This window comes from Bradyrhizobium sp. WYCCWR15520, assembly GCF_056174665.1.
Map to the genome: position 1 here is coordinate 110,540 of NZ_JBWBWM010000025.1, position 25,977 is coordinate 136,516.

The following is a 25,977-nucleotide window of genomic DNA, read 5'->3' on the forward strand; positions in this document are numbered from 1 at the left end:
GTCTTGCACAGTCATCGTTAATGGTGGGCACGCTTCGCTTTGCCCACCCTACGGTTTCTCTCGGGCTTTGAATAACCGGTCGGCGACGAATTTCCGCAACAGCGCCGCGTCGTCGAATTCGAGCGTCACCGCGAACGGCACGATCTGTTTCGCCCAGTCCGGCAGGCCGTCACCGCGTCGCAGCCGGGCCAGATCCTTTTCCGTCGTCACCAGCATCAGCCCATCGCGTTTGGCCTCGACAATCAAGCCTTCGGTCTCGCCCTGCGAATACGGATGATGATCGGCGAAGGCGCGCTGCTGAACGACATCGACGCCGCTGGTCCGCAGCGTATTGAAGAATCGCGCGGGATCCCCGATGCCGGCGAACGCCAGCACGCGCTCGCCGCGAAGCCTTGCCACCGCCGCCGCATCGGGCTTCAGATGCGCTGACAGCACCGGCTTGCCCTGGGCTGCAATCGCCGCCGCCACCGACGCCGCGGCAGTGCCGTCGCCGACGACAATGAGCGCGTCGGTGCGCGCCAGTTGCGGCCGCAGCGGCGCGCGCAGCGGTCCGGCAGGAAACACCTGCCCGTTGCCGATGCCGCGGCCGCTGTCGATCACGATCAGCGACGCGTCCTTGACGATCGCCGGGCTCTGGAAGCCGTCGTCCATCACGATCACGGTCGCGCCTTGCGACCGCGCCAATGGCACGCCGTCCGCGCGGTTGCGCGACACCACGATTGGCAAATGGCCCGCCAGCATCAGCGGTTCGTCGCCCACATCGGCCGCTGCATGCCGCTCCGGATCGACCCTGACCGGTCCGCGCAATGCCCCGCCATAGCCGCGGCTGAGCACAACCGGCGTCTCGCCGAGCTCACCCAGCAGCTTCGCCAGCGCCAGCACGGTCGGCGTCTTGCCGGCGCCGCCAACGTGATAATTGCCGACGCAGAGCACCGGAATGCCGGCATTCAATCCCTTGCGCTGAAGGCGCTGGACGGCGATGGCGCCATAGAGCGCGCCGAGCGGTTTCAATAGATGCGAGTTGAGCGAAGCCGGGCCGTGCCAGAAGCCCGGCTCACGCATTGGCGGCTCCCATCTCGATCCGCAATTGCAAGAGATACGGCTCGAGCGCGGAGAGTGTTCGCTCCAGCGCGCCGCCGAGTTGCCCGACCACGCGCTCGGACGCGGTCAGCACGGCCTCGCGCGCCTTGTGATCGGCCAGCATCTGCCCGAACTGCTTCACCAGCGCTTCCTGCGTATCGGCACGCCGCGCGCCGCCGGCGGAATCGAGGGCCTCATAGACGTCGGTGAAATTGAAGACGTGGGGACCGTGGACGACGGAGGCACCGAGCTTGATCGCCTCGATCGGATTCTGCCCGCCATGCTCGACCAGCGACCCGCCCATGAACACGATCGGCGCCAGCCGATAGAACAGCCCCAGTTCGCCCATGGTATCGGCGACATAGATGTCGGTGGTGGCGGTAGGCAAATCCTCGTGCGAGCGCAGGGTCGGATTGAGACCGGACGCAGCAATCATGCGGGCGATGGCTTCGCCGCGATCGGGATGCCGCGGCACGATCACGGTCAACAGCTTTGGAAAATAGCCGGCGAGCGTCCGGTGGGTTTCGGTCAGGATCTCTTCTTCGCCGGGATGCGTGGAAGCAGCGACCACGACCGGCCGGCCGCGCGTCATCGACATCAGCATGTCCAGCTTGTTGCCGTCGGCCGGCGGCGCGGGAACGTCGAGCTTGAGATTTCCCGTGACGATGACGTTGTGGCTTCCGAGCGCGGTGAATCGATCCGCGTCGGTCTGCGACTGCGCCAGGCAGATGTCGAATTTATCGAGCAGCGCCGAGATGGTCCCCTGGACTCGGCGCCAGCGCGGAAACGAGCGCTGCGACATCCGCCCATTGATCAGCACCATCGGCAGCCGCCGCGCGGCGCTCGACAGGATCAGGTTAGGCCACAGGTCGGATTCGATGAACAGCGCCAGCGACGGCCGCCAGTGATCGAGAAACCGCGCCACATAGCGCGGTGAGTCGTAGGGAACATATTGGTGAATGACATCGGGCGGGAACCGCTTGGCGACGATCGCAGCCGACGTCACCGTGCCCGAGGTCAGGAGAATGCGCAGGTTCAAGGCCCGCAGCCGCTCGATCAGCGCCGCCGCTGCCAGCACTTCGCCGACGCTGGCGCCGTGAATCCAGACCAGCGGCCCTGCGGGGCGGACATCGGCGGTCATGCCGCGGCGCTCGCCAACCCGCGCCGGATCCTCCTTGCCAAGCCTCAACCGCCGGCTGATCAACGCAGGCGACAACGGCACCATGGCGGACGAAAGACTCCGGTAGACGCGCAACGTCATCGGCAGCGAATTAGCCAAGAGCGGCCTCCGGACGCCCGACCGCCTTGTAGGCGCGACGGGTCGCTTCGTTCAGATATTCTTCTACCTGAAGGCGCAGCTTTTCCATAGTCTCGGCATCGGCATCCGGCGGTACATGAACAGCTTCGATGCCGACCACCGCACCGCGCCCGAATGGCAGATTGATGGTGGAAGAATCCCAGTTCTTCAACCGGATGAAGCGGCTCGTCACCATCGCAAAGGGCATGATCGGCCGCCCCGACTCACGCGCCAGCATGATGATGCCGAGCCCCACCACCCGCGCGCGCTTCGGCACGTCGGCGGTGGTGGCGACGTTCCACTTGTCCTCCAGCGCCTGCAGCATCTCCCTGAAGGCGCCGACGCCGCCCTTGCGGTGAAAGGCGCCGCCATGATCGCCGGAACCCCGGATGGTTCCGATGCCGAGCCGCTCGGCGGCGATGGCGTTGAATTCGCCGTCGCGGTGCCGCGAGATCAGCACCTTGGCGCGGTGGCTCTCCTTGGTCTTGATGAACGGCGTCATGAAGTGCTGGCCGTGCCAGAACGCGAAGATCGCCGGCATCTCCGGCTCGACCCGCGCATAGACGTCGGTCGGCTCATAAGTGAAGCGATTGGTCAGCCAGACCAGCCGGAGATATTCGGCCGCAAGCACACCCAGCGCGCGCTGAACGAAGGTGCTGCGCAGCAAGTCGCGAATGAACCGTTTCAACTGGATTACTTCGTGTCTTGACCTGGATCGAGCAGCCGGTGGAGGTGAACCACGAAATAGCGCATGTGGGCGTTGTCCACGGTCTGCTGCGCCTTCGCCTTCCAGGCGGCGTGTGCGGATGCGTAATTGGGATACACACCGACGATGTCGACCTGATCGAGGTCCTTGAACGTGACGTGTTCGAGATCGGTCAACTCGCCGCCGATGACGAGATGCAGCAATTGCTGCGGGGCACTATCTGGCATGATGGACTTTCCTAACGAGGTGCCCGGCAAAGGAGCGATACTCTGAATCGCGGTATGAATGGAATGATTTGTGGCACGGATTCGACCGATTCAGGGCAGCCGACGATCCCGGAAATGCTCGACAATGCGCGCATGCCGATCGTTTCCCGCCGCCACCAGCACCCCGTGCACCACTTCCCGGCGATTATACTCAATCGCATCCCCCGAGAGCGCGGTCATTCTACCATTCGCTTCGTGCACGATCAAATTCGCCGCGGCAAGATCCCAGTCGCGGCTCTGGCCGCCGGCAAAGGCGGCATCCAGATTGCCGTCGGCGACCCGGCACAGCCGCAGTGCCAGCGACCCGATTCGCGGATGCAGCGTGATCTCATCCGGTGACTCGCTTAGCCGCTGCACCAGCGGCTTCGGGCCGGCCATGCGGGAAAAATCCAGCTCCGTTCCCGCGGTCGCACGCACCGGCCTATCGTTGCAGGTAGTGCCCTGGCCGCGGATTGCGAAGAAGAATTCGTCGCTGACCGGCGCGAACACCGCCGCCAGCACCGGCTCAGCTCCCGCCACCAGCGCCACGCTGACGCACCAGTCCTCGCGGCCGGCGAGATAGGCGCGGGTGCCGTCGATCGGATCGACGATCCAGACCAGTTCCTTGCCGAGACGCGCGTCGTCGTCGACGCTCTCTTCCGACAGCCAGCCATAATCCGGTGTCGCCGCGCGCAGCCGCCGCTCGACGAGATCGTTGACGGCAATGTCGGCCTCCGAGACCGGCGAGGAAGCGCCCTTGGTCCAGTTCTTCAATTCGGTGCGGAACAGCGATAGCGCCAGCGCGCCGGCTTCGCGCACGGTGTCCCGCAACAGCGCGGCATCGCGCGCCCAGATTCGGTCGGCGGTATCAGCGTCCGCCAAGCGTCAGGCCCTCGATGCGCAGCGTCGGCGCGTTCACGCCGTAACGGAATTCCAGGTCGTTGGCGGGAACCAGCGACTTGAACATCGCCAGCAGATGACCTGCGATCGTCACCTCACTGACGGGATAGGTGATCTCGCCGTTCTCGATCCAGAATCCGGAGGCGCCGCGGCTGTAATCGCCGGTCACACCGTTGACGCCGGAGCCGATCAGGTCGGTGACGTAAAAGCCCTGCTTGATGTCGGAGATCAGCTCCTTCGGCGTCATCGCGCCGGCCTCGAGATGCAGATTATACGATCCCGGCGATGGTGACGACGAGACGCCGCGATGGGCATGTCCGGTCGTGACCAGCCCGAGTTCGCGCGCGGTGGCGCAGTCGAGCAGCCACGTGGTCAGCACGCCCTCGTCGATCAGCGCGTGCTTTTTCACCGTTACGCCCTCGGCGTCGAAGGTTTGCGAGCGCAGGCCGCGCACGCGCAAGGGATCATCGATGATGCGGATGTTCTTGGCGAATAGTTGCTCGCCCATCCGGTCTTTCAGGAAACTGGTCTTGCGCGCGATCGAGGCGCCGTTGATAGCGCCGACCAGATGGCCGACCAGCGATCCCGACACCCGTGGATCGTACACGACCGGCACCTTGCAGGTCTCGACCTTGCGCGGATTGGCGCGCGCCACGGTGCGCTCGCCTGCCCTGCGGCCGACGCTTTCGGGAGAATCGAGGTCGGAGGCGTGCGGCGCCGAGGTGAAATCGTAATCGCGCTCCATGCCGGTGCCTTCGCCCGAAATCGCAGTCACCGAGATGCCGTGGCTGGAGCGCAAATATGAGCCGTGGAATCCGGTCGAGGTCACCAGCACCATGCCGCCGATGCCGCTCGAGGCGGACGCGCCGCTCGACTTGGTCACGCCCTTGACCGCAAGAGCTGCGGCTTCCGCTTCGCAGGCGCGGCGCTCCAGTTCGCTCGTGGTCGGAATATTGCGGTCGAGCAGATCGAGCTCAGCGAACTCGCGCGCCAACAGCGAGGGATCGGCAAGACCGACATATTTGTCGTCAGGCGCGACGCGGGCCATCGCCACCGCCCGCTCGGCGAGCCTGGCAACGCCGTCGCCGGAAATATCGTTGGTCGAGACCACGGCCTGGCGCTGGCCGACCAGCACGCGCAGGCCGACATCGTCGCCTTCGGATCGCTCGGATTCCTCGACCCGGCCATCGCGCACTTCGACGCCTTGCGAGACGCCCCGCACCGCAACCGCGTCCGCGGCATCCGCGCCGGCGCGCTTGGCGGCCTCGACCAGGCGCTGCGCCAGCGTCGAGAGCGCCGATTGATCGAACAGGTCGGTGGTTGCGGAGGCTTTCGAAAGCTGTGGCGAGCTGGATGGTGAAGAGTTCACAAACAAAATCCCTGAAATGGAGGGGGCTTTAGGGCGCCAATCGCCAAGGCCTTCAGATGTGCCGGAATCACCGGCATTTCAAGCATTTTGCGCCGCCAAATACCAAACATTTTCGGCATTGGCGCAAGGTCTCGTCAATCATGCGCGCCAAGGTCTTGTCAATCATGCGGGGAGATCCATGGCAGGTGACCACTCCTTAACCAGGCTTTTTAAGGCGAAACGGAAACGCTTCCGCTAAGGTCTCGCGTATCGACCGGGAACATAATCCCGGCGGGGAGATGAGAGCCGTGAGGCGTCAAACAGCAACAAGCGGGATCAATCCCGCCGGGTCGAGCCGCGTCATGCGGCTCGACCCTCTTTCTCTGCCGCTGAGCTTCCAAGCACACGACACCCGTGCGGATGGCGGCGTGCGGAAAATCGAACTTCATCGCGAACGCGTCGTGCTGCACCGTGCCGTCAAGGGCATGCGGATGGCGATCAACGTCCGCGTCAGCGACTTTCTCGGCGTCGCATTGCGCGGCCTCGACGACGACGCGCAGATGCTGGTGCTGGCGCATCGCGATCCATCCTTGAACATTCCCTTGTGCGTGAGTTCCGACCACGAGGAGATCGCCTCCGCCTGGCAGATGTGGAGCGACATCTTTGCGCTGCCACTGCTGACGGAAGATGACGATCGCGAACCGGCCGCCCGGCGCCGCCGCCACAACGCCGTCCGCGCCCGCCGCCCGAAATTCCTGGTGCGCCGCCGGCCCGGCAATCTCGACAACACCGAGACTGTTCATCGGGACGAACGCGAGATCATCGCGCGGGACTGAGGCCAGACCCGTCATTGCGAGCCAACGGGTCGCGCAAATGCGCGCCCCGTTGGCTCGCAATGACGGTGGACAAAGTTTCGCATTCTCGCGACGCCTTTCGCCCGAGGTTTGCAACTTCGTTTGTCCCTCCAGAACCTAGAGGGCGCAGGGAAGACCGGGTGCTTGCTGCACCCGCGGTCTCGCGTGCGATTTGCGCAAACAAAAATGCACACGAGCATACAGGGCAGCGGGAACACTCCGGCCTTCCCTGCGCAATGGCTTTACGGCTTACTTCGTGCTCTTCCCGGAGAACGGCTCTTTTGCCTCCGTCGCCCTTGAGAAGCTTCGCTTCTCTAGGACTTAACGCCAGCACCGCGGCGCCCGAACCACACGACTTCGCCGTACGCCTCACGTCACGTACGTCGTCGTGACATCAGCGTCCATCGCATCTCACCGCACGTTCGTGACGTTCGCGAGCGCCCCTCAATCGGATGAGACGAACGGAGTCATGCCGCTGATTTGGGTGACATGTTAAGCGGAATATTTTTGATTCTCGGGCTTGACACGACTTCTGAAAATCAGAAGTGATTTGCCTATCGTGTTGATTTGTCGCGGTTACGCATCGCGATTGCGCTTGCGCGCGAAGCAAATCAGTTCGCAGCAAGTAGCCCGCATGAGCGCATGCGATATGCGGGAGTCGGGGAAATGACGAAGGCTCCGGATGTCGCTACGCGCATCCGGGCTACGCGCTCATGTCCGCTTCACAGCTAAAGCGACCGAATTATTGCGCCGCCGCGAAATGACGCGATGGGCCAGAAACGGTCGTCCCAACGCTATGCGATCATTACAAAGAAGCTCCGGCTATACGTCGTGTGAAGCGGCGAAGCCATACCACTAGATCTCTCGCCTTGAACACTGAAGATATGACCCATTCTGGCGTCCCGAGATGACGGAGCATGTCTCCGTTGCCCTGTTCAATTCCCTCCCACATTTTTTGATCGGTAAAGGACGCATTCTCCTCATTGCACCGTTCGAGCCTCCATTTGATCTCTTCCAACAAGGCGTCGGCGTCTGGCAGACGCAGAGCAAAATCCAGTTCTCTTCGAGCACAACTCCGTTCGATCCGATAGCGGACCGACTCGTCGTAGCGAATGCCCCGCTTCTCTAGCCTCGCATGAGTCGCTTCATGTATGATAGCGGATGCGATCCATTCGAGCGTTGTGGTTTCAGAAGCGATGACGCGCTCGTCGAGCAAGCAGGCGTTCAAGGAATGCAGATAGCAGCCGGCTCCATGCGGAACCAGCGTCACCCAAATTCGAGATAAGCTACTCTTGACACGTCGGTAATGAAGCGGAGCAAAATGCTCCATTAGTTTAAGCGCGGCTTCCACACGTTGTAGCGCAGGTTCAGGGTCACCATGTGAGCTTCCGATCCAAAGGCCATCGGTCATGCGGCTTGTCGAAAGCCACAGCGCAACTTTGTCAGCCAGAGACGGTCCTGAGATCGGAAGGTCGCGAGACATGGTTCACCGCCGCTTCAGTCTACGTAGGCATATTCCCGCAATGATAAACTGGCCTCGCTTCGGCGAACTTAACCACTTGAGTTAATTTGTTTCGAATGTTTGGAAAATGTCCGCCTTGGGGTCATTCGCGACCGGGTCGAACCGACAGTAAGTCCGGCCATGTCCGCTATGCCGCCGAAAGCGGAGGTAGGTAGAGCTGTAGCGTGCCCGCCCTCACGAGCGGAATGCTTGACGGTGGGCACGTTGCTAACGCGCCTTTGCCCACCCTACGAAGTCAGCGCATCACCGCGTCGGCCAGCAATCCCGCGAACAACAACAGTCCCGCGTCGCGGTTGGACTTGAAGACGCGCAGGCACAGCGCGGGATCGCGGATGTCCAATCGCTTGATCTGCCAGGCAAGATGCGCGGCGAACGTAATCAATCCGATCCAGGCCGGCCAGCGTGCGCCGCCGAGCGCCAGCGCTGCGCCGATCAGAACCACGGCGAGCGAATAAAACACCGAAAGCGCGAGATGCGTGCGCTCGCCAAACAGACGTGCCGTGGACTTGATGCCGATCAGCGCGTCGTCCTCGGTGTCCTGGTGGGCGTAGATCGTATCGTAGCCAATCACCCAGCTGATCGAGCCGGCATAGAGCACAAGCGCGGTCAGGTCGATCCGGCCGAGCGTGACCGCAAACCCCATCAGCGCGCCCCAGGAGAACGCCAGCCCCAGCACCACCTGCGGCCACCAGGTGATGCGCTTCATGAAGGGATAGATCGCGACGATGACGAGCGAGGCGATGCCGGTCAGGATCGCGAAGCGGTTGAACTGCAGCAGCACCGCCAGGCCGATCAGCGCCTGCAGCACCAGGAAGGCGAACGCCTGCGTCACGCTGATCTGCCCGGCGGGCAATGGCCGCGAGCGCGTGCGCTCAACGCTGGCGTCGAGGTCGCGGTCGGTAATGTCGTTCCAGGCACAGCCCGCGCCGCGCATGACGAAGGCGCCGATGAAGAACAGCACGATCACGAGCGGCAATGACGAGATGTCGCGCGCAACACCGGCGGCGAGCGCCGCCGACCACCAGCACGGCATCAGCAACAGCCATGAGCCGATCGGACGGTCGAAACGGGAAAGCCGCAAATAGGGCCGCAACCAGAGCGGCGCACGCGTATCGACCCAGTTGCCGGTCGCATCGGCAACGCGGGTGGTCGCGTCGCTCATCTGATCGGGGTCATCGCGCTAGAACGTTGCCGTTCAGCGTATCGAAGGTGCTACCGCCCTTCTTCACGGCTTGCGCCTCGGGCAGCGCCGCCGAGCCGAGCACCTCGCTGAGGCTCGGGCCGGCCGGCCGTGCTTGTGCCGCCTGCTGCGCGACGGCGCAGACCTGATTCTGCATCTTCTCGGTGTTCTTGTGGCCGTTCTTGAGCTGCTCGGCGATCTGCGGCGGAATTCCGCATTTGGCCGAGTTGGTCTCGACATATTTGATCATCTTCACTTCGGCCTGGCCGAAATTTTTGATCAGCTTGCAGGCCTCGTCCGGCGGCGCCTTGCGGTCGCTTGCGGCCTTGATCATCTTGCCGCGCTTCTCGGCCTCCTCGCGCAAGGGAACAAACCCTTTCATGCAGGCATCTGCCGAACCGCTGGCCTGCGGCGGCGGCCCGCTGAATCCGCCGGAAACCGGGGCGGCGCCCTGCGAGGGGAAGGGTGACGGCGCGCCGACCGTGGCCGACGGCGCAGCGCCATTGACCGGCGGAAACGGCGAAGCCGCGGGTGCGGCGCTCTGGTTCGGGAGCGGCGCCGGAAAGGCGCCCTGCGCAAAGGCGTGGCCCGCGTGGAACGTCACGACGGCAGCGGTCAGCGGCACAATCAGGCGGCGGATCATCAAGGGTGGTTCTCCGGCGAGGTCAGGCAAGTCCCCAACGTGTCCCGAACGAAGCAGATTTGCGAAACAGCTTTTTACGATTCCTGCCGCCGCTTAACAACCCGTGGATTGGGGCAGCAGCGCGGCGCAGGGCCGCCCCAAAAGTTAAAAATAGCGTCCGGATTCTAGCGCTTTAGGCTAAAAGCGCCCAGAAAACGGAACCTTACCGATGCCTGAACTCGATTTCCGCGCCCCTCGCCTGTTCGTCGATGCCCCGTTGCGCGAGGGCGAGAGAATCGCGCTGGAACGTAACCAGAGCAATTATCTGGGCAATGTGCTGCGGCTCTCCGCCGGCGACACCATCCTGGTGTTCAACGGCCGCGACGGCGAATGGCAGGCGACGATCGAGGGCCGAAAGCGGCCGGACGGTTTGATCATCGCAGCCAGGACGAGGCCGCAGGATCGCCTGCCCGATATCGCCTATGTCTTTGCGCCGCTGAAGCACGCCCGCCTCGACTACATGGTGCAGAAGGCGGTCGAGATGGGAGCCTCGAGCCTGCAGCCGGTGTTGACGCGGCACACCCAGGTCTCGCGGGTCAATGGCGAGCGGATGCGCGCCAATGTCATCGAGGCTGCCGAACAATGCGGGATCCTCAGTCTGGCCGAGGTCGCCGAGCCGGTCGCGCTCGACCGCTTTCTCGACAAGCGCGACCCGGCGCGGCTCCTGGTGTTTTGCGACGAGGCCAGCGACGTCAAAGCTCCGGTGCAAGCGCTGCAGACGGCGCAGGCCGCAGCTTCCGGCATCGACGTGTTGATCGGCCCCGAGGGCGGCTTTGCCGGGGAGGAACGTGAGCTTCTCCTGCGCCAGCCGACTATCATCCGGCTCTCCCTGGGACCGCGGATTCTGCGGGCCGATACGGCCGGAGTGGCCGCGCTGACGCTGGTCCAGGTGGCACTGGGGGATTGGCGGGACCCGGATAGTCAGTGAAGCGATAACCGGTGAGGCCACCGCCCATTAATTCAGTTGGCCGATCCCTGTCGAAACGTTGCTCCGGCCATGCTAAGGCCTGCGCCAACGAGCGCCCCGGAACCCCCGGGAGCCCCCAAATCAACCCTGAACCCGGGTTTTCCGGGCATTTGGACGTAAGATGACCGCGACCGCTGCCGTCAGAGGTGCTGCCGGGTCCGCCGCCTGGGCGGACGCGCTGCTATTGTCGTTTGCACAAGGCGGCTACGTCCAGGCGCATCCGGCCATCCTGCAGCCGGCCGAGCCGTTCCTCGACCTCTCCGGCGAGGACATCCGCAAGAGCCTTTACCTGACCACCGACGCCTCCGGCGAGGAACTCTGCCTGCGCCCCGACCTGACCATTCCGGTGGCACGCGATTATCTCGCTTCCGGGCGCGCCGGCCAGCCGGCGGGCTTTTCCTATCTCGGGCCGGTGTTCCGCTATCGCGGCGGCCAGCCGAGCGAGTTTCTGCAGGCCGGCATCGAGTCCTTCGGCCGGCAGGACCGCGCCGCGGCGGATGCGGAAATGCTGGCGCTGGCGCTGGACGCGACCTCGGTCTTCGGATTGAAGGATGTCGAAATCCGCACCGGCGACGTCGCGCTGTTCAACGCGCTGATCGATGCGCTCGACCTCTATCCGGTATGGCGGCGGCGGCTGATCAAGGATTTCAACCGCAAGGTCAGCCTCACCGCTGATATCGAGCGGCTGACGCTCGCGACCGCGCCCGGCCGCAACGAGTATGAGGGCGTGCTGGCGGCGCTGGCCGGCTCCGACCGCAAGGCGGCGCTGGCGCTGGTCACCGACCTGATGTCGATAGCCGGCACCACCAATGTCGGCGGACGGACGGTCGACGAAATCGCCGACCGCTTCCTCGAACAATCGACCTTGAAAGGCGGCGCGCTGCCGCGCGATGCACTCGACACCATCAAGCGCTTCCTCGCGATCGCGGGCGACCCGGACGAATCGGTTAAGCAGCTGCGCGCGCTGGCATCGGACGCCAAGCTCGATCTTGCGGCGGCGATCGACCAGTTCGAAAGCCGCGTCGGCTTCATGGCCGCGCGCGGCATCGACACCAAGCTGACGCGGTTCTCCACCTCGTTCGGCCGCGGGCTCGATTATTACACCGGCTTCGAGTTCGAATTGCACAAGAAGGGCAACGGCGTCGAGCCGCTGGTCGGGGGCGGACGCTATGACGGGCTGATGACGCAGCTCGGCTCGCCGACGCCGATCCCCGCGGTCGGCTTCTCGGTCTGGATCGAAGCCCTGACGCAATACGGCCAGCCCGTATCGCAAGGGAGCGCCGCATGACCGCCCCCTTCGTTCTCGCCGTCCCCTCCAAGGGCCGCCTGCAGGAAAACACCGAGGCGTTTTTCACCCGCGCCGGGCTTTCGCTGGCGAAGCCGCGCGGCGCGCGCGACTATCGCGGCACTATCGCTGGCCTCGACAATGTCGAGATCGCCTATCTCTCGGCGAGCGAAATTGCCTCGCAACTGGCACGCGGCATGGTGCATCTCGGGGTCACCGGTGAGGATCTGTTGCGCGAAAGCATCCCCGATACCGACAAGCGCGTGCTGTTGATCGACAGCCTCGGCTTCGGCAGCGCCAATGTCGTGGTCGCGGTGCCGCAGGCCTGGATCGACGTCCGCACCATGGCCGATCTCGACGACGTCACCACCGGCTTCCGCGCCCAGCATAACCGGCGGATGCGGGTCGCGACCAAGTACATCAACCTGACGCGCAACTTCTTCGCCGCCCATGGCGTGGTCGATTACCGCATCGTCGAAAGCGCCGGCGCCACCGAAGGCGCGCCCGCGGTCGGCACCGCCGAAATGATCGTCGACATCACGACGACAGGCGCAACGCTTGCCGCCAACGGGCTGAAGGTGCTGGACGACGGCGTGATCCTGCGCAGCCAGGCCAATCTCGTGGCGTCCCGCGAAGCCGACTGGTCGGCTGACGCCCGCGAGACCGCGCGCGTCATCCTCGACCACATCGCAGCCCGAGCGCGAGCCAGCAAATACCGTGAAGTCCGCACCCGTTTCGCCGGCTGCAACGATGCGCTGCTCAAGGAAGCGCATAACCGTTTCGGCGTGGTGGCGCCGTTCGGCGGGCCGACGTCGTCGGGCATGCTCACGCTGCACTGCCCGCCGGTGCATCTTTACGCGCTCGGCAGTTTCCTGCGCGAGCACGGCGCCGATACGGTGTCGATCGCCTCGCTGGACTATGTGCTCGACCGCGAAAACCCCTTGTTCGCCAAGCTAGAGGCGTTCCTGCGGCAATAAGGCTGCCGTTTCGTTCATCGTTGCGACAGGTGGGGCCGAGTAACATATGCTGTTTTGGAGCATCAATTGGGACCTGATCGATGACGCTCGGCTCTGACGTTTCCCGCCTGACGACCACCGCCTCCAGCGCGGCGGCCAAGGGACTGTCGATCGTCGTGCCGCTGTACAACGAAGCGGCGGGGCTCGCTGTGCTGCACGAGCGGCTGATCGGCCTCGCCCGGACGCTGAAGGCGCGTTACGGGCTGGCCAGCGAGGTCGTCTATGTCGACGACGGCAGCGCCGACAACACGCTTGTCATCGCGCGCACGCTTGCCGCCGATGCGCTCGACGTCCAGGTGGTGTCGCTGTCGCGCAATTTCGGCAAGGAGGCGGCGCTGATGGCGGGCCTCGACCATGCCCGCCTTGGCGCTATTCTGTTCATGGACGGCGACGGCCAGCATCCGCCTGATATGGTCGAAAAGCTGGTCTCGCACTGGATCGATGACGGCTACGACGTCGTCTATACGGCGAAGGCGCATCGCGACAATGAATCGTTCCTGCGCCGCCAGGCGGTGCACGGCTTCTACGCGCTGATCAACTGGGGCGCGCGGCAGAAGATCCCCGAGGACGCCGGCGATTTCCGCCTGCTGTCGCCGCGCGCCGCCGCCGCGCTGCGCCAGTTGCCTGAGCGCAACCGCTTCTTCAAGGGCCTGTCGAACTGGATCGGCTTCCGCCAGATCCGCGTCGATTACGAGCCGGCGGCGCGCGCGCATGGCGTCACCACGTTCAGCCCAAGCCGCCTGATCGGCCTGTCGATCGAGGGATTGACGTCGTTCTCGGTGGCGCCGCTGCGCTTTGCCAGCCTGCTCGGCATGCTGCTGGCCATCAGTGCCTTCCTGTTCGGCCTGACCATTCTCTGGGAGGTCTGGACCACCGGCAAACAGGTCCCCGGCTATCCCTCGCTGATGATCGGCATGATGACGATCGGCGGCGTGCAGCTCATCATGATCGGCATCGTCGGCGAATATATCGGCAAGATTCTCTCCGAGTTGAAGGCGCGTCCGATCTACTTCGTCGCCGAGCACTCCGAAAAGCGCGCCGATGGCGAGACGACGGCCAAAGCCAGCGAACGGACCGCTGCCGAATGAACGATGCCGCGCCGCCGCGCCGGATCTGGCTGTGCGCCGACGATTACGGGCTGGCCGAAGGCGTCAACCGCGCCATCCGCGATTTGATCTCGCGCGGCCGTCTCAACGCCACCTCCGTGATGGTGGTGGGACCTGCGATCGGCCGCGCCGAAGTCACCGCGTTGCAGGAGGTTGCGGCGACGAGCGCGCGCTGCGCGATCGGGCTGCACGCAACGCTGACCGCGCCGTTTCGTCCGCTGACGATGCACTTTCGCCCCGTCGACGGCGGCCTGTTTCTGCCGTTTCCAAAACTGCTGCGCGCCGGCCTGTTGCGGCGGATCGATCCAGGCCTGATCGAGGACGAACTGTTGGCTCAGCTTGCGGCCTTCAAGGAGCTGTTCGGCCGCGCGCCGGATTTCGTCGACGGCCATCAGCACGCGCAACTCTTCCCCGGCGTGCGCGACGCCTTTCTGCGCGCGGTCAAGGAGGCGGCGCCGGACGCCTGGGTCCGCCAGGGCGGACGCCTCAAGCCATTTGGCCAACTGCTCGGCGCGCCGAAGGCGTTGGTGCTCGACGTCCTCAGTGCGCAATTCCGCAAGCGTGCGACTAGCGCCAAAATCCCGTTCAACCCGGCCTTTGCCGGCGCCTATGATTTTTCGACGTCGCCCGATTTCGGCGCGCTGATGGGGCAGTTCCTCGAAGGGCTGCCGGAGGGCGGGCTGGTGATGTGCCATCCCGGCTTTGTCGACGAAACGCTGGAGGGCCTCGATCCCCTGACCACGCAGCGCGAGGCGGAACATGCGTTTCTCGCAAGCGATCGATTCGCGGCATTGCTGGCGGCGAATAAAGTTACACTGAGTTGACGCATATCCGGGCAATCCACCCGGCGTTTTGTCGCATACCAAAATTTAATTCGGCCGCCCACTACTTGCGACACAAAGCCCGCCCTACATCTTGCCCGCGCGTCGATCACTACCCGGCGCGAGGGAGAGGGCCATGACACCGCAAGAACGCCAACTGATTGACGATCTTTTCGACCGGCTCGCCAAGCTGGAAAGCGCCAAGCGCGATCCGGAGGCGATGTCGGCGATCATGCAGGGCCTGCGCAATGCGCCCAACGCGGTGTATGCGCTGGTGCAGACCACGCTGGTGCAGGACGAGGCGCTGAAGCGCGCCGACATGCGCATTCAGGAATTGGAAGCGGCGACGTCGGGCCAGCAAGCTCAATCCGGCGGCTTCCTCGATTCGATGCGCGACGCGATCTTCGGGCAGAACCAGCCGCAAGGCTCATCGCAAGGTTCGGTGCCGAACGTTCGCGCGCCCGATATGGCTAACCGCCCGACCTGGAACAGCGGTCAGGTGCTGCAGCAAAACCAGGCGCCCGGACAGTACAATCAGCCGGCCTATGGCCAGCCCTATGGCGGCGCGCAGCAGCAGCAACCGCCGTTCGGCGGCGGTGGCGGCTCGTTCCTCGGCACCGCTGCGGCGGCGGCGGCCGGCGTGGTCGGCGGTTCGCTGCTGGCCGGCAGCATTCGCTCGATGATGGGCGGCGGCAACCAGCAGGCGTTCGGCGACACGGCGAACCACAGCGGCGGGATCGAAGACCGCAGGCCGTGGGGCGATCAGTCCGGCGGTGATCTCGCGCGCGAGGCCGGGATCAACGACATCGGTTCGCGCGGCTCGTCCAGCCAGCGCGCCGACAGCAACGATAACGATTCCGGTTCGCGGCAGGGATTCTTCGATCAGTCCTCGCACGACGACGATGGCGGCATGGATCACGATTCCGACGACTTCGACGGCGATGATGGCGGCGGAGACGGCGACTACGCGTGACCGTCGCGAGAATTGAAAATGAAAACGGCCGCCCCGATCGGGCGGCCGTTTTTATTTGTAGCCCGGATGGAGCGAAGCGCAATCCGGGAATCGGTAGCCACGCTACGGCCCCGGGTTACGCTGCGCTTCACCCGGGCTACGCAGGAAATCAGATCACCACCACCCTCGCCCCGACGCCGACGCGGCCGTAGAGATCGATCACATCTTCATTGCGCATGCGGATACAGCCGGACGAGACGTTGGTGCCGATGGTCCAGGGCTCGTTGGAGCCATGGATGCGATAGAGCGACGAGCCCAGATACATCGCACGCGCGCCGAGCGGATTTTCCGGGCCGCCCTCCATGTGCCTCGGCAGATCGGGGCGGCGCGCCAGCATCTCCGGCGGCGGCGTCCAGGCCGGCCATTCCTTCTTCGCTGAGATCGTCTTGACGCCCGACCAGGTGAAGCCGGGCCGGCCGACGCCGACGCCGTAACGCAACGCCTTGCCGTCGCCCTGCACCAGGAACAGAAACTTGTTTGGGGTGTCGATCACGATGGTGCCCGGGCTTTCCTTGCCGTGATACTCGACCACCTGCTTTTCATATTTCGGATCGAGCCGGTGCTGCGCGGGATCGACCAGATCCTCCTCGCGCCGCATCGACTGCTGCGGATCCATCGGCGGCAGCAGCGTGCGCCGGCCATAGCCGTAATCGGGCTGCGGCTGGTAGGCCTGCTCCCGCTGGTAGCGCCCGCCCTGTGGCGCATCGCCGAACAGGAATTCGATGAAGCCGCCGCCCATATTGGAGGCCATGCGCACCGGCGCCGGCTGGCGGGCGTAGATCACGGTGGGCTCAGTTGATGCTGAGACATCAATCGCTGCGGCCTCACTGGCAAAGCAAAGGCAAGACACGCTCGCGAGGAGCGCAAAACGGATTTTTCCGGACATCGACGTACTCTGTACTGTTCGTCACTGCGGGTTCGGCGCAATGGCGCGATTGAAGCGCCGCTGCACGCGATCAATACAAATCAAAACCTAATCGGTTTGGTAAACGGATCGGGCGTTTCGATTCACCATTTCGGCAATCGCACCCGGATTTGCCCGGTAGCCTTTATTTTGCGTGAACGCGCGGCCCTCATGGTTAATCGTTGGTGTGCGGCCGCAGGCAAAGCGCCGACACGCAATATTGCGCCGTGAACCTGACGTTAAATCGCCATGGTTTAGAACACCTCGGCAATGAAGGGGTGGGAAAAACTCATGTCGGTCAATCGCAAACGTTTTCGTATCGAACAAGCCATTCTGGGCGACGCGCCAATTGTCCTGCCTGCCGAAGGCGGCGAGATCGGCCCGATGCATCGCGAGATCATGGCCGAGTTGCGCGCGATCCGCTCGCAGATGGCCAGCTTCGGCCACGTCCGCGCCGCCGGTACCGAGGTTGCGGATGTCGCGCGCGAGATTGCCGAGTCCCACGCGCTCCTGGAAACCTATCGCGCGCAGATTGAGCAGTGCGAGAAGCTGAAGGTCGAGCTCGACCTCATTCACGACGCTATCAACCGCACCAAGCGCGAAATCGCCACCCTGCACGGCAAGAGCTTTGACGGCCAGGAAATGGCCAAGGTCAACGGCGAACTCGGCGCCGTCGTCGGCGGCACCGAACAGGCCACCCAGCAGATTCTGGAAGCCACCGAGGCGATCGACCAGGCGGCGACCGCGCTGTCGAAGAACATCTCGCCCGACCAGCAGAAGTTGCTCAGCGAAGAAATTCAGGAACGCGTCGTCTCGATCTTCGAAGCCTGCAACTTCCAGGACCTCACCGGCCAGCGCATCAGCAAGGTGATGACCACGATGAAGTTCATCGAGCAGCACATCTACACGATGATGGACATCTGGGGCGGCGTCGACGCCATCAAGGCGCACGCCCAGCCGATCGTCGACACCCGCGAAGGCGATGCCAAGCTGCTCAACGGCCCGAAGCTCGACGGCGACGCCGGCCACGCCTCGCAGGACGACATCGACGCGCTGTTCGATTGATCGGACGGTTAACGCGGACCAAACAAAACGCTGGCAGCGATGCCGGCGTTTTTTTGTTGTCTCTCGCACCGTCATTCCGGGATGGTGCGTTAGCACCAGACCTCAGATGCGCAATTGCGCATCGGGGAATCTCGAGATTCTCAGGTGCGCAATTGCGCACCATAGTTCGATGCTTCGCATCGCCCCGGAATGACGGCGTCTACTCACGCCCGGGGGGCGCAGCGGACATAGACCATGTTGCCGTAACGGACCGCGGCGTCCTTTTCGATGAAGCGGGTCACCAGCACGCGACCGTCGAACGAGACGATCTCGCGGTCCTGTTCGCCGCCGGCGGGACCGGCCGGTCCGATATAGTTCTTGCCGCTCGGGCTACCCTTGAGGCGCAGTTCCTGCGGCGTGGCCTGGTCGGCCAGATGCATGACGACGCCGCCGGAGGTGCCGGCGCCGATCACATAAGGCTGCTTGCACTGCCCGCGCGCGGCAGCTTCGGTGCGGGCGCGGTCATTGGGATTCTGGAACGAGGCAAGGCCCCAGCGGCCGACGATCTCGTCGGACCGGATGGTAGCCGGCATTTCCGGCGCAACGGCGGGTTCGGCATCGGGTGCCGGGCCGGACGACAGCGACGGCAGGCTCATGCTGCTGCACGCCGCCAGCAAGACCGTCAGCGCCGACGCGATCGCCAGATTGGCAACCGTATGCGCATTACGTGAGCTGATCATCGCATTCCCCCGAGCAATTTTTGGCCGCTCCCGTCAAGCAGCCAACGGTAAAAAGCCTGCCGGAGCAATGACGTCGGTTGAGTTTACGCCGCTGCACCGATTTGGTTTCCGTGGAGCATCCTATACTGGCCTCAAGAAGGCCTTAACCCCCTTGTTTGCTTGACAGGAACAGCGCCAAGCCATATTTCCCGGCCCCACGTTTAGCACTCAAACTCAAAGATTGCTAAGGGGTGTGCTGTCCCGCCCGGGGCGGCTTCGAATACCCGGCATATCAGCCATTTTCAATGGCGCAGACCTGAAACCGAGCCTCCCCAGAGGAACTTCAAGAGGAGACGTCATGGCCAAATCCAAATTCCGTCCGCTGCACGACCGCGTTGTGGTCAAGCGCATCGATGCCGAGGAGAAGACCAAGGGCGGCATCATCATTCCCGACAGCGCCAAGGAAAAGCCGTCGCAGGGCGAAGTCGTCGCCGTCGGCCCGGGCGGCCGTGACGAGGCAGGTAAGCTGATCCCGATCGACCTCAAGGCCGGCGATCGCGTGCTGTTCGGCAAATGGTCCGGCACCGAGGTCAAGATCGACAACGAGGAACTCCTGATCATGAAGGAGTCCGACATCATGGGCGTGCTGACGTAAGCAATCCCTGTCATGCCCGGGCGAAAGCGCGAAGCGCGTCTTCGCGCTGGATGACCCGGGCATCCATCCCCTTCGGAAGAGTCTCGCGAAGGTGATGGATTGCCGGGTCAAGCCCGGCAATGACGCATTAGCGCGGCGCACGACCGTATCCAATCATTCAGGAGTCCAAACAATGGCTGCCAAAGACGTTAAATTTTCCGGCGACGCCCGCGACCGTATGCTGCGCGGCGTTGACGTTCTCGCCAATGCGGTGAAGGTGACGCTTGGTCCCAAGGGCCGCAATGTCGTGATCGAGAAGAGCTTCGGCGCTCCCCGCATCACCAAGGACGGCGTCACCGTCGCCAAGGAGATCGAGCTCGAGGACAAGTTCGAGAACATGGGCGCGCAGATGCTGCGCGAAGTCGCCTCCAAGACCAACGACACCGCGGGCGACGGTACCACCACCGCCACCGTGCTGGCTCAGGCGATCGTGCGCGAAGGCGGCAAGGCGGTTGCGGCCGGCATGAACCCGATGGATCTCAAGCGCGGCATCGACATCGCCGTCCACGCCGTCGTCAAGGATATCGAGAAGCGCGCCAAGCCGGTCGCGGCTTCCTCGGAAGTTGCCCAGGTCGGCACCATCTCAGCCAACGGCGACACCGCCATCGGCAAGATGATCGCGCAGGCGATGCAGAAGGTCGGCAATGAAGGCGTGATCACGGTCGAGGAAAACAAGTCGCTCGAGACCGAGGTCGACATCGTCGAGGGCATGAAGTTCGACCGCGGCTACCTGTCGCCCTACTTCATCACCAACGCCGAGAAGATGACGGCCGAGCTGGAAGACGTCTTCGTGCTCTTGCACGAGAAGAAGCTGTCCGGCCTGCAGTCGATGCTGCCGGTGCTGGAAGCCGTGGTGCAGTCCGGCCGCCCGTTGCTGATCATCGCCGAGGACGTCGAGGGCGAGGCGCTGGCGACGCTGGTGGTCAACCGCCTGCGCGGCGGCTTGAAGGTCGCCGCCGTCAAGGCGCCGGGTTTTGGCGATCGCCGCAAGGCCATGCTGGAAGACATCGCGATCCTGACCGGCGGTCAGCTGATCTCCGATGAACTCGGCATGAAGCTCGAAAGCGTCACCATCAACATGCTGGGACGCGCCGGCAAGGTGGTGATCGACAAGGAGAACACCACGATCGTCAAGGGCGCGGGCAAGAAGAAGGACATCGAATCCCGCGTTACGCAGATCAAGGCGCAGATCGAGGAAACCACCTCGGACTACGACCGCGAGAAGCTGCAGGAGCGCCTTGCAAAACTCGCCGGTGGCGTTGCGGTGATCAAGGTCGGCGGTGCGACCGAAGTCGAGGTCAAGGAGAAGAAGGACCGCGTCGAGGACGCCCTCAACGCGACCCGCGCGGCCGTGCAGGAAGGTATCGTGCCGGGCGGCGGCGTGGCGCTGCTCCGCGCCAAGAAGGCGGTCGGCCGCATCAACAACGACAATTCCGACGTCCAGGCCGGTATCAACATCGTGCTGAAGGCGCTGGAAGCCCCGGTTCGCCAGATCTCGGAGAACGCCGGTGTCGAGGGTTCGATCGTGGTCGGCAAGATCCTCGAGAACAAGTCGGAGACCTTCGGCTTCGACGCCCAGACCGAGGAATATGTCGACATGGTCGACAAGGGCATCATCGACCCGGCCAAGGTGGTGCGCACTGCGCTGCAGGACGCCTCCTCCGTCGCCGGCTTGCTGGTGACCACCGAAGCGATGGTTGCCGAACTGCCGAAGGAAGCAGCGCCGGCAATGCCCGGCGGTGGCGGCGGCATGGGTGGTATGGGCGGCATGGGGTTCTAAGCCCTGCCCTCTCCCTCAAACAGATCGAAGGCCGCCTCCGGGGCGGCCTTCTTTTTTGGCGAATGGCAAGCGCCGTATCGGTTCAGACGGAGAACCGATACGGCGCTTGCCCTTTGTTTTGACTCGTTTTCTTCACGCGAACCGGCATCCACTTCGCTCGAAAATGCTACCGGGATTTGCTAGTTACGACGACGCCAATTCCCTTCCGTCTGAGGAACTTCCATATGCGCGCGCTCTTGCCTTGCCTGCTCGGTCTGATGATGGCTTCCCCGAACCTTGCCTTCGCCCAGATGAAACTGCAGCCCAAGACGGCGCCGGGCACGACCGAGACGCGCTACTTCACCGCGATCGACGGCCTGATGGACGGCAACGCCGACGTCGTGCTGAAGGAAACCCGCCAGGGCAAGACCGTCACCGCGGCTACCCTCGACGTCTGCTATCCCGCCGCCAAGGGCTCCGACCGCAAGGACCGCTTCGTTGCCACCCTCACCGTCAACGGTCAGAACCTGACCGGCACCACGCAGAGCCTCGGTGACAAGTTGCCGGTCACCGTCAAGCTGCTGCGCAAGCCTGTCGGCGACACCTTCGAATTCCGCGGCCAGATCACCATTGGTCCAAACGTCACCGAAGTGGCCTCTACGGACAATTCCGATCTCAGCGAGAAGGAGTTTTTGGACAACCAGACCAGTGACGACGGCATCACGCCGGCGCCAAAGGATTTTACCGACGTTTCGCCGGAAGCGATCAGCGTGCGGATCAAACTCGACGCGGCGCTGGATTTCCTTAAGGGTCTGAAGGGCGAGGCCGTCGAGGTCGGGCTGTCAAGCCTTTCGGTCTCCTGCGACGCGCTGCGCGCCGGCGAGCAGACCATCAACCTTACCGCCGATCCGGAACGCGCCACGACGCTGATTGCGAAAGCCAGGTCGACGCAAGGCGTGGTCGCAGCCGGATGGACCAGCGGCTCCGTCGAGATGGACCGCACCATCCGCTTTGCCGCCGCCGAATGGCGCGACGGCGACAAGATCAACCGGGACAAGATCGCGTCGGCCGTTTCAGGCGTGCTCGCGAAAACGCTGGCCGCCAAGCCGGCGGGCGCCGACTGGAACGCCAACACCGGAAAACTCACGCTGAGCTTCAAGCGGCCAAGCCCGATCTATCCCGCGCTCGCGCTGACCGAAACTGTCGAAATCACCGCGCTGGTTTCGCCGGACAAACCGGGCGCTTCTGACCGGCTGATGCTGTGGATCTCGAGCCCGGTGATCACGACCGCGGATGAAAGCACCGGTCCCAAACTGCATTTGTCGGAAGATTCCACCGGCGACGAGGAAGGCGGCGAACCGAAGGACGACAACGGCTCTATCGAGGCGCTGGCGAAGGAGTTCAAGGGCCAGCGCTGGGACGCCGACAAGAGTGTGTGGAAATGATCCGTATGCACGATAGCGGTAGCTGCGCGCCTGACGATGCCTTCGCCGGCATGAATCGGCACAGTGATAGGTCGCCCCGCAGCGCGCCCTCGAAGGAAAAATAGCGCCGAGCACATTGCGAGCTTTGATCGTTAAGACTCGATTCAGCTTAAGGGAACATCATCGGCCAGTTGAACCTGGGTAACGCCATGCAAGACCGCGCGCCGAGTACCTTTGAGAGCATGTGGACGGGGAATGTGGCTGACGGCCGGGGGCCGGAACAGCCGGCGAACTCGTGGAATTTCTTCAAGGACGATCGCGACGACGTCCTGGTGGTGCGGGAGTCATCTCGCGACCGGGCGCGCAACGCCTCGCTGGTCATCGTGGCTGTGGTGGCAAGCTTTGGGCTCGGATGGACCGGCGGTCTGAGCTGGCCCGAATTCGCAGGCACGCTCGGCCTTGAAACGGTTGCGCAGACGGAAACGCCCGCGCCGCGAACTGCCGAAGCACGGCCGGGCAAGATCGAAAGCGCCCGGAAGACGGCATCCGCGGCAGACTCGCCCGCCATTGTCGGAAGCATTCCCAAGCCGTCCGCGCCATTGTCGGCCGCCGCGCGTCCGGCCTCCCAGGCCAATGCGGCCCCCTCCGCTGCCATCGCAATGCGGCAGCCTCTGGTCGCGGCGCCGGAAACCAAGCCGGCGACAATTCCCGGGTGGACAGTTGTTGACGTACGCGACGGCACCGCCGTTCTCGAAGGTCCCGACGGTATCAAGATGGCCGCGCGGGGCGACACCATTCCCGGACTCGGACGCGTCGAGTCCATCGTGCGCTGGGGCAACCGCTGGATCATTGCCACTGCCAGCGGCTTGATTGCGACGCAGTAACCGGCCGAACGCAATTTGCGGAAATGCCGCGTTCAGGGCAGGAGGCGCTTGGTCATGAACAGACTGAGCGGATCGTGGCTATAGGTTCCGAACGGCGGACAATCCTGATAGCCGGACGCGCGATAGAGCCCGATGGCTTCGGGCTGCTTTGTGCCTGTCTCCAGGCTGATACGATCAATGCTCCGCTGGCGGGCCGCATCTTCGAGCGCCTCGAGTAAACGCCGCCCTACCCCAATTCCTCGGGCTTCCGCACGCACGAATATGCGCTTTATTTCGGCATGTCCGGGCGCGATGATCCGAAATGCGATCGACCCGAGAAGTTCTCCATTACGGCGCGCGACGAGAAAGACGGCGTCAGGTGCCGCGAGTGCGTCGACGTCCACAAGGTGATTGCTTTCGGATGGATACAGCGCCTGCAGGTAAGCGCCTGATTCGGCGATGATGCGCCGCACCTCCACCTGCCTCGGGTCTTCGGGCCCTATGCTGATCTCAGGCTTGCTCATCCTCGGCCAATTTCACACAGGCCTAGTTCGTATTGATGCGGAAGCGCAGCGTCTTCGTGCCGATGAACGATACGAAATCGCCCTGCCGCTTCCAGGTGCCCACAGCGGCGAGCGCGGCGATCAGCTCGTCGTCCTGCTGGGCGCGGTCTGGCGGACAGGGACGATTTTCCATCGCGCCGGGCACGAAGATCACCGTATTGCCCGCCACCGAAAACTGGCCCTTGCCGCCCTTGCACCAGAGTTCGAGGGCCACCTCGCCGGCATCGCCGATTTCGAGATTGGGAATCCGCTTCGACCCGCGCTGACGATCCACATCGAGCTGCATTTCCGCTCCGAACGGAAAGCCGTCATCGGCGCGCGTCGGGCTGAACGGCAAAACGATTGCGGTCACCAGAAGCGAAGCGGCGCCTGCCCGGGCCATACGTACGAATGAAATCATGTCCCCTCCCGAAAATACCGGACCCCACCGCGCCGCGCGCCGTTCTATTGGACGGCGACGTGATTGGCTAGGGCCGTGAATGCCACCGCCCGATAAATTGCAGCTATCTTCCCCCGTCTTTGCGTTCCCTCCCGACGTCCTATCGTTGGTGAAGCGATCCAGCAGTCGCTGAGCGAGGGGTCCCGTCGCAGTGCAGCAGCAAACCATAGTCGTGAACGATCGGATGCATCGGGGTTACCGGTACGTTCTCGTCGCGCCCGTGGGCCGAAGCTTTGATCTGGGCTTCCGTCGCGATCTCACGCCGCCGGAAATGCTGCGCCTCGGCGTCTTCGGCGAAAAATACATGACTGATTGCAGGTAGGAGTTTCCGGCAAGCTGGTTCGCGAAGGCCAAACTCTCGTCCGAACGCACAGACGCCAGGCTGAATTTCTTTGGCGTCGCCGACAGCCAACCTCTTTCGGTGTGGCGCAGGAAAGGCTGGATACATCCGGACGATCCGCGCGGCTGGTTTCACTGGTATTGCCGCTATTATCGGGGCCGCCTCAACAAACGGAATTGTCCACCCGTCGGCATGAACAGCACCCATCATTCGACCACCTCATCGATGCGCAATGGCAATGATGTGGAAATTTCCCAATAGTTGAGCACGCAAGGCTCAAGCAATAAGCAAAGGAGCTATTTTTCATTCACTTCATGATGCAGCAACGCTTTGACTGTTGCGATGAACTGAGGTGGGATCAGGCGTGCGCCTGAATACGCGTTCAAATCGGGGAGAGATGCGATGTGCGCGGGTGATGACAAAAACTGTCCGGAATTTGAATTGCACCATCGCGAGTTCAAGGAAACGCTTGATCGCGAACGCCGATCGTTCTTGAGGTCCAGCTTCGCCGCGGCCGGAGGCGCCGCAGCGATGACCGCGGGCGGCATTTCTCTGGTGACGCCGCAGATGGCGGCTGCTGCCGAAAGGAACCAACCCGCCAAGCGGTCTTATCATCATCTGCCGGCAAGTGCCGAAACGGTGCATTGGGGCTATTTCAGCAAGAAACTGAAACCGCAGGTCGAGATCGATTCCGGCGACTTCATTACGATTGAGGCGCTAACGCACCACGCCAATGATGACGCCGAGCGCATGGTGAAGGGCGATCCCGGCGCCGAAAGCGTGTTCCTGTGGACCAAGGAAAAGAAGGGCGTAAACCGGCGCGGCGCCGGACCGATGGATGCCTCGCTATTCGGGCGTGGCGCCGGCGAGGGCCTTGGCGTGCACATCTGCACAGGCCCGGTCTACGTCCGCGGCGCCCAGGAGGGCGACGTGATCGAGTTGCGTATTATCGACGTCACGCCCCGGCCATGCGCCAATCCTCAATATCGTGGAAAAGCTTTCGGTAGCAACGCGGCGGCATGGTGGGGCTTTCACTACAAGGACTTGTTGACCGAGCCTAAACCGCGCGAAGTGATCACGATCTATGAGGTCGACGCATCAGGCGAACGCAACTGGGCGAAAGCCGTGTACAATTTCCAATGGACTCCACAGACCGATCCTTCGGGCGTCGTGCACAAAACCATCGACTATCCCGGCGTTCCGGTCG

Annotated in this window: 25 protein-coding genes and 2 pseudogenes; 14 read left to right on the plus strand and 13 right to left on the minus strand. The window is 63.5% G+C overall.

From position 1 onward, the window contains the following. Positions 1 to 48 precede the first annotated feature (48 nt). From lpxK to AC0QUY_RS27205, 6 genes are all read right to left on the minus strand, one after another. Positions 49 to 1,062, minus strand: coding sequence for a tetraacyldisaccharide 4'-kinase (gene lpxK, locus AC0QUY_RS27180; RefSeq protein WP_475389284.1), 1,014 nt, complete (start codon positions 1,060 to 1,062; stop codon positions 49 to 51). Next, positions 1,055 to 2,341 carry a 3-deoxy-D-manno-octulosonic acid transferase gene (locus AC0QUY_RS27185; RefSeq protein WP_161856192.1) on the minus strand — a complete coding sequence of 429 codons (1,287 nt, stop codon included), beginning with the start codon at positions 2,339 to 2,341 and terminating at the stop codon, positions 1,055 to 1,057. Before AC0QUY_RS27185 ends, lpxK begins: the two co-directional genes overlap by 8 nt. Positions 2,342 to 2,351: 10 nt before the next feature. Next, positions 2,352 to 3,065 carry a lysophospholipid acyltransferase family protein gene (locus AC0QUY_RS27190; protein ID WP_161849770.1) on the minus strand — a complete coding sequence of 238 codons (714 nt, stop codon included), beginning with the start codon at positions 3,063 to 3,065 and terminating at the stop codon, positions 2,352 to 2,354. Between the two features lie 5 nt (positions 3,066 to 3,070). Further along, positions 3,071 to 3,310, minus strand: a complete 240-nt coding sequence (locus AC0QUY_RS27195) for a DUF4170 domain-containing protein (RefSeq protein ID WP_161849771.1) — start codon at positions 3,308 to 3,310, stop codon at positions 3,071 to 3,073. 90 nt (positions 3,311 to 3,400) lie between these two features. Then, positions 3,401 to 4,210: an inositol monophosphatase family protein gene (locus AC0QUY_RS27200; RefSeq protein WP_475389286.1), complete on the minus strand. Its 810-nt coding sequence runs from the start codon at positions 4,208 to 4,210 to the stop codon at positions 3,401 to 3,403. Beyond that, entirely contained in the window at positions 4,197 to 5,597 is a 1,401-nt protein-coding gene (locus AC0QUY_RS27205) for a TldD/PmbA family protein (protein ID WP_475389287.1), read from the minus strand. Before AC0QUY_RS27205 ends, AC0QUY_RS27200 begins: the two co-directional genes overlap by 14 nt. Before the next feature lie 287 nt (positions 5,598 to 5,884). On the opposite strand from AC0QUY_RS27205, the gene AC0QUY_RS27210 reads away from it, so the two are divergent. Further along, the gene (locus tag AC0QUY_RS27210) at positions 5,885 to 6,412 is read left to right on the plus strand and encodes a DUF6101 family protein (RefSeq protein ID WP_475389288.1); all 528 of its coding nucleotides are present in this window, start codon (positions 5,885 to 5,887) and stop codon (positions 6,410 to 6,412) included. Positions 6,413 to 7,235: 823 nt separating this feature from the next. Here AC0QUY_RS27210 and AC0QUY_RS27215 read toward each other — a convergent pair. The 3 genes from AC0QUY_RS27215 to AC0QUY_RS27225 form a co-directional block, all read right to left on the minus strand. After that, positions 7,236 to 7,841, minus strand: coding sequence for a hypothetical protein (locus AC0QUY_RS27215; RefSeq protein ID WP_475389290.1), 606 nt, complete (start codon positions 7,839 to 7,841; stop codon positions 7,236 to 7,238). Between the two features lie 346 nt (positions 7,842 to 8,187). After that, complete coding sequence (gene ubiA / locus AC0QUY_RS27220; RefSeq protein ID WP_475389291.1) at positions 8,188 to 9,114, minus strand: 4-hydroxybenzoate octaprenyltransferase; 927 nt, start codon at positions 9,112 to 9,114, stop codon at positions 8,188 to 8,190. Between the two features lie 10 nt (positions 9,115 to 9,124). Continuing rightward, on the minus strand, positions 9,125 to 9,775 hold the full coding sequence (locus AC0QUY_RS27225; RefSeq protein WP_161849776.1) for a hypothetical protein: 651 nt from the start codon (positions 9,773 to 9,775) through the stop codon (positions 9,125 to 9,127). A 208-nt stretch (positions 9,776 to 9,983) separates the two neighbouring features. Here AC0QUY_RS27225 and AC0QUY_RS27230 point away from each other — a divergent pair, with 208 nt between their 5' ends. The 6 genes from AC0QUY_RS27230 (at position 9,984) to AC0QUY_RS27255 (ending at position 15,982) form a co-directional block, all read left to right on the plus strand. After that, positions 9,984 to 10,742, plus strand: a complete 759-nt coding sequence (locus AC0QUY_RS27230) for a 16S rRNA (uracil(1498)-N(3))-methyltransferase (protein ID WP_475389293.1) — start codon at positions 9,984 to 9,986, stop codon at positions 10,740 to 10,742. Between the two features lie 160 nt (positions 10,743 to 10,902). Further along, entirely contained in the window at positions 10,903 to 12,069 is a 1,167-nt protein-coding gene (locus AC0QUY_RS27235) for an ATP phosphoribosyltransferase regulatory subunit (RefSeq protein WP_475389294.1), read from the plus strand. Further along, positions 12,066 to 13,043, plus strand: a complete 978-nt coding sequence (gene hisG, locus AC0QUY_RS27240; protein ID WP_475389296.1) for an ATP phosphoribosyltransferase — start codon at positions 12,066 to 12,068, stop codon at positions 13,041 to 13,043. The genes AC0QUY_RS27235 and hisG overlap by 4 nt, the downstream gene beginning before the upstream one ends. 80 nt (positions 13,044 to 13,123) lie before the next feature. Beyond that, on the plus strand, positions 13,124 to 14,170 hold the full coding sequence (locus AC0QUY_RS27245) for a glycosyltransferase family 2 protein (protein WP_475389298.1): 1,047 nt from the start codon (positions 13,124 to 13,126) through the stop codon (positions 14,168 to 14,170). Next, positions 14,167 to 15,012 carry a ChbG/HpnK family deacetylase gene (locus tag AC0QUY_RS27250; protein ID WP_161849781.1) on the plus strand — a complete coding sequence of 282 codons (846 nt, stop codon included), beginning with the start codon at positions 14,167 to 14,169 and terminating at the stop codon, positions 15,010 to 15,012. The genes AC0QUY_RS27245 and AC0QUY_RS27250 overlap by 4 nt, the downstream gene beginning before the upstream one ends. Before the next feature lie 133 nt (positions 15,013 to 15,145). Further along, the gene (locus AC0QUY_RS27255; RefSeq protein WP_475389300.1) at positions 15,146 to 15,982 is read left to right on the plus strand and encodes a DUF2076 domain-containing protein; all 837 of its coding nucleotides are present in this window, start codon (positions 15,146 to 15,148) and stop codon (positions 15,980 to 15,982) included. Positions 15,983 to 16,130: 148 nt separating this feature from the next. Here the strand turns inward: AC0QUY_RS27255 and AC0QUY_RS27260 are convergent, their stop codons facing one another. Continuing rightward, positions 16,131 to 16,907 (minus strand): L,D-transpeptidase, encoded by a 777-nt coding sequence (locus AC0QUY_RS27260; RefSeq protein WP_161849783.1) that lies wholly within the window; start codon positions 16,905 to 16,907, stop codon positions 16,131 to 16,133. A gap of 309 nt (positions 16,908 to 17,216) precedes the next feature. On the opposite strand from AC0QUY_RS27260, the gene AC0QUY_RS27265 reads away from it, so the two are divergent. Further along, positions 17,217 to 17,990 carry a protein phosphatase CheZ gene (locus AC0QUY_RS27265; RefSeq protein WP_161849784.1) on the plus strand — a complete coding sequence of 258 codons (774 nt, stop codon included), beginning with the start codon at positions 17,217 to 17,219 and terminating at the stop codon, positions 17,988 to 17,990. A gap of 203 nt (positions 17,991 to 18,193) precedes the next feature. Here the strand turns inward: AC0QUY_RS27265 and AC0QUY_RS27270 are convergent, their stop codons facing one another. Further along, positions 18,194 to 18,709 (minus strand): hypothetical protein, encoded by a 516-nt coding sequence (locus AC0QUY_RS27270; RefSeq protein WP_161849785.1) that lies wholly within the window; start codon positions 18,707 to 18,709, stop codon positions 18,194 to 18,196. A 337-nt stretch (positions 18,710 to 19,046) separates the two neighbouring features. Here AC0QUY_RS27270 and AC0QUY_RS27275 point away from each other — a divergent pair, with 337 nt between their 5' ends. The 4 genes from AC0QUY_RS27275 (at position 19,047) to AC0QUY_RS27290 (ending at position 23,449) form a co-directional block, all read left to right on the plus strand. Further along, positions 19,047 to 19,343 (plus strand): co-chaperone GroES, encoded by a 297-nt coding sequence (locus AC0QUY_RS27275; protein ID WP_161849786.1) that lies wholly within the window; start codon positions 19,047 to 19,049, stop codon positions 19,341 to 19,343. 172 nt (positions 19,344 to 19,515) lie between these two features. Then, on the plus strand, positions 19,516 to 21,162 hold the full coding sequence (groL, locus tag AC0QUY_RS27280; RefSeq protein WP_161849787.1) for a chaperonin GroEL: 1,647 nt from the start codon (positions 19,516 to 19,518) through the stop codon (positions 21,160 to 21,162). A 224-nt stretch (positions 21,163 to 21,386) separates the two neighbouring features. Beyond that, positions 21,387 to 22,586, plus strand: a complete 1,200-nt coding sequence (locus AC0QUY_RS27285) for a hypothetical protein (protein ID WP_475389302.1) — start codon at positions 21,387 to 21,389, stop codon at positions 22,584 to 22,586. Between the two features lie 236 nt (positions 22,587 to 22,822). Then, a complete protein-coding gene (locus AC0QUY_RS27290; protein WP_475389304.1) occupies positions 22,823 to 23,449 on the plus strand; it encodes a hypothetical protein in 627 nt (208 codons plus the stop codon). A 32-nt stretch (positions 23,450 to 23,481) separates the two neighbouring features. Here the strand turns inward: AC0QUY_RS27290 and AC0QUY_RS27295 are convergent, their stop codons facing one another. Together AC0QUY_RS27295 and AC0QUY_RS27300 are read right to left on the minus strand one after the other, a co-directional pair. After that, positions 23,482 to 23,952 carry a GNAT family N-acetyltransferase gene (locus tag AC0QUY_RS27295; protein ID WP_475389305.1) on the minus strand — a complete coding sequence of 157 codons (471 nt, stop codon included), beginning with the start codon at positions 23,950 to 23,952 and terminating at the stop codon, positions 23,482 to 23,484. A 22-nt stretch (positions 23,953 to 23,974) separates the two neighbouring features. Then, complete coding sequence (locus AC0QUY_RS27300; RefSeq protein ID WP_475389307.1) at positions 23,975 to 24,391, minus strand: META domain-containing protein; 417 nt, start codon at positions 24,389 to 24,391, stop codon at positions 23,975 to 23,977. A 223-nt stretch (positions 24,392 to 24,614) separates the two neighbouring features. Here AC0QUY_RS27300 and AC0QUY_RS27305 point away from each other — a divergent pair. Both AC0QUY_RS27305 and AC0QUY_RS27310 read left to right on the plus strand, forming a co-directional pair. After that, positions 24,615 to 24,932 (plus strand): annotated as a pseudogene (locus tag AC0QUY_RS27305) (hypothetical protein); the annotation flags it as partial. Between the two features lie 240 nt (positions 24,933 to 25,172). Further along, a pseudogene (locus AC0QUY_RS27310) lies at positions 25,173 to 25,977 on the plus strand (acetamidase/formamidase family protein); the annotation flags it as partial.

Bases quoted from the DNA above. Each gene is read 5' to 3' on its own strand.
- lpxK (WP_475389284.1), bottom strand. From the start codon at position 1,062: ATGCGTGAGCCGGGCTTCTGGCACGGCCCGGCTTCGCTCAACTCGCAT.
- AC0QUY_RS27185 (WP_161856192.1), bottom strand. From the start codon at position 2,341: ATGACGTTGCGCGTCTACCGGAGTCTTTCGTCCGCCATGGTGCCGTTG.
- AC0QUY_RS27195 (WP_161849771.1), bottom strand. From the start codon at position 3,310: ATGCCAGATAGTGCCCCGCAGCAATTGCTGCATCTCGTCATCGGCGGC.
- AC0QUY_RS27215 (WP_475389290.1), bottom strand. From the start codon at position 7,841: ATGACCGATGGCCTTTGGATCGGAAGCTCACATGGTGACCCTGAACCT.
- ubiA (WP_475389291.1), bottom strand. From the start codon at position 9,114: ATGAGCGACGCGACCACCCGCGTTGCCGATGCGACCGGCAACTGGGTC.
- AC0QUY_RS27225 (WP_161849776.1), bottom strand. From the start codon at position 9,775: ATGATCCGCCGCCTGATTGTGCCGCTGACCGCTGCCGTCGTGACGTTC.
- AC0QUY_RS27230 (WP_475389293.1), top strand. From the start codon at position 9,984: ATGCCTGAACTCGATTTCCGCGCCCCTCGCCTGTTCGTCGATGCCCCG.
- AC0QUY_RS27235 (WP_475389294.1), top strand. From the start codon at position 10,903: ATGACCGCGACCGCTGCCGTCAGAGGTGCTGCCGGGTCCGCCGCCTGG.
- hisG (WP_475389296.1), top strand. From the start codon at position 12,066: ATGACCGCCCCCTTCGTTCTCGCCGTCCCCTCCAAGGGCCGCCTGCAG.
- AC0QUY_RS27245 (WP_475389298.1), top strand. From the start codon at position 13,124: ATGACGCTCGGCTCTGACGTTTCCCGCCTGACGACCACCGCCTCCAGC.
- AC0QUY_RS27250 (WP_161849781.1), top strand. From the start codon at position 14,167: ATGAACGATGCCGCGCCGCCGCGCCGGATCTGGCTGTGCGCCGACGAT.
- AC0QUY_RS27255 (WP_475389300.1), top strand. From the start codon at position 15,146: ATGACACCGCAAGAACGCCAACTGATTGACGATCTTTTCGACCGGCTC.
- AC0QUY_RS27260 (WP_161849783.1), bottom strand. From the start codon at position 16,907: ATGTCCGGAAAAATCCGTTTTGCGCTCCTCGCGAGCGTGTCTTGCCTT.
- AC0QUY_RS27265 (WP_161849784.1), top strand. From the start codon at position 17,217: ATGTCGGTCAATCGCAAACGTTTTCGTATCGAACAAGCCATTCTGGGC.
- AC0QUY_RS27270 (WP_161849785.1), bottom strand. From the start codon at position 18,709: ATGATCAGCTCACGTAATGCGCATACGGTTGCCAATCTGGCGATCGCG.
- AC0QUY_RS27275 (WP_161849786.1), top strand. From the start codon at position 19,047: ATGGCCAAATCCAAATTCCGTCCGCTGCACGACCGCGTTGTGGTCAAG.
- groL (WP_161849787.1), top strand. From the start codon at position 19,516: ATGGCTGCCAAAGACGTTAAATTTTCCGGCGACGCCCGCGACCGTATG.
- AC0QUY_RS27285 (WP_475389302.1), top strand. From the start codon at position 21,387: ATGCGCGCGCTCTTGCCTTGCCTGCTCGGTCTGATGATGGCTTCCCCG.
- AC0QUY_RS27295 (WP_475389305.1), bottom strand. From the start codon at position 23,952: ATGAGCAAGCCTGAGATCAGCATAGGGCCCGAAGACCCGAGGCAGGTG.
- AC0QUY_RS27300 (WP_475389307.1), bottom strand. From the start codon at position 24,391: ATGATTTCATTCGTACGTATGGCCCGGGCAGGCGCCGCTTCGCTTCTG.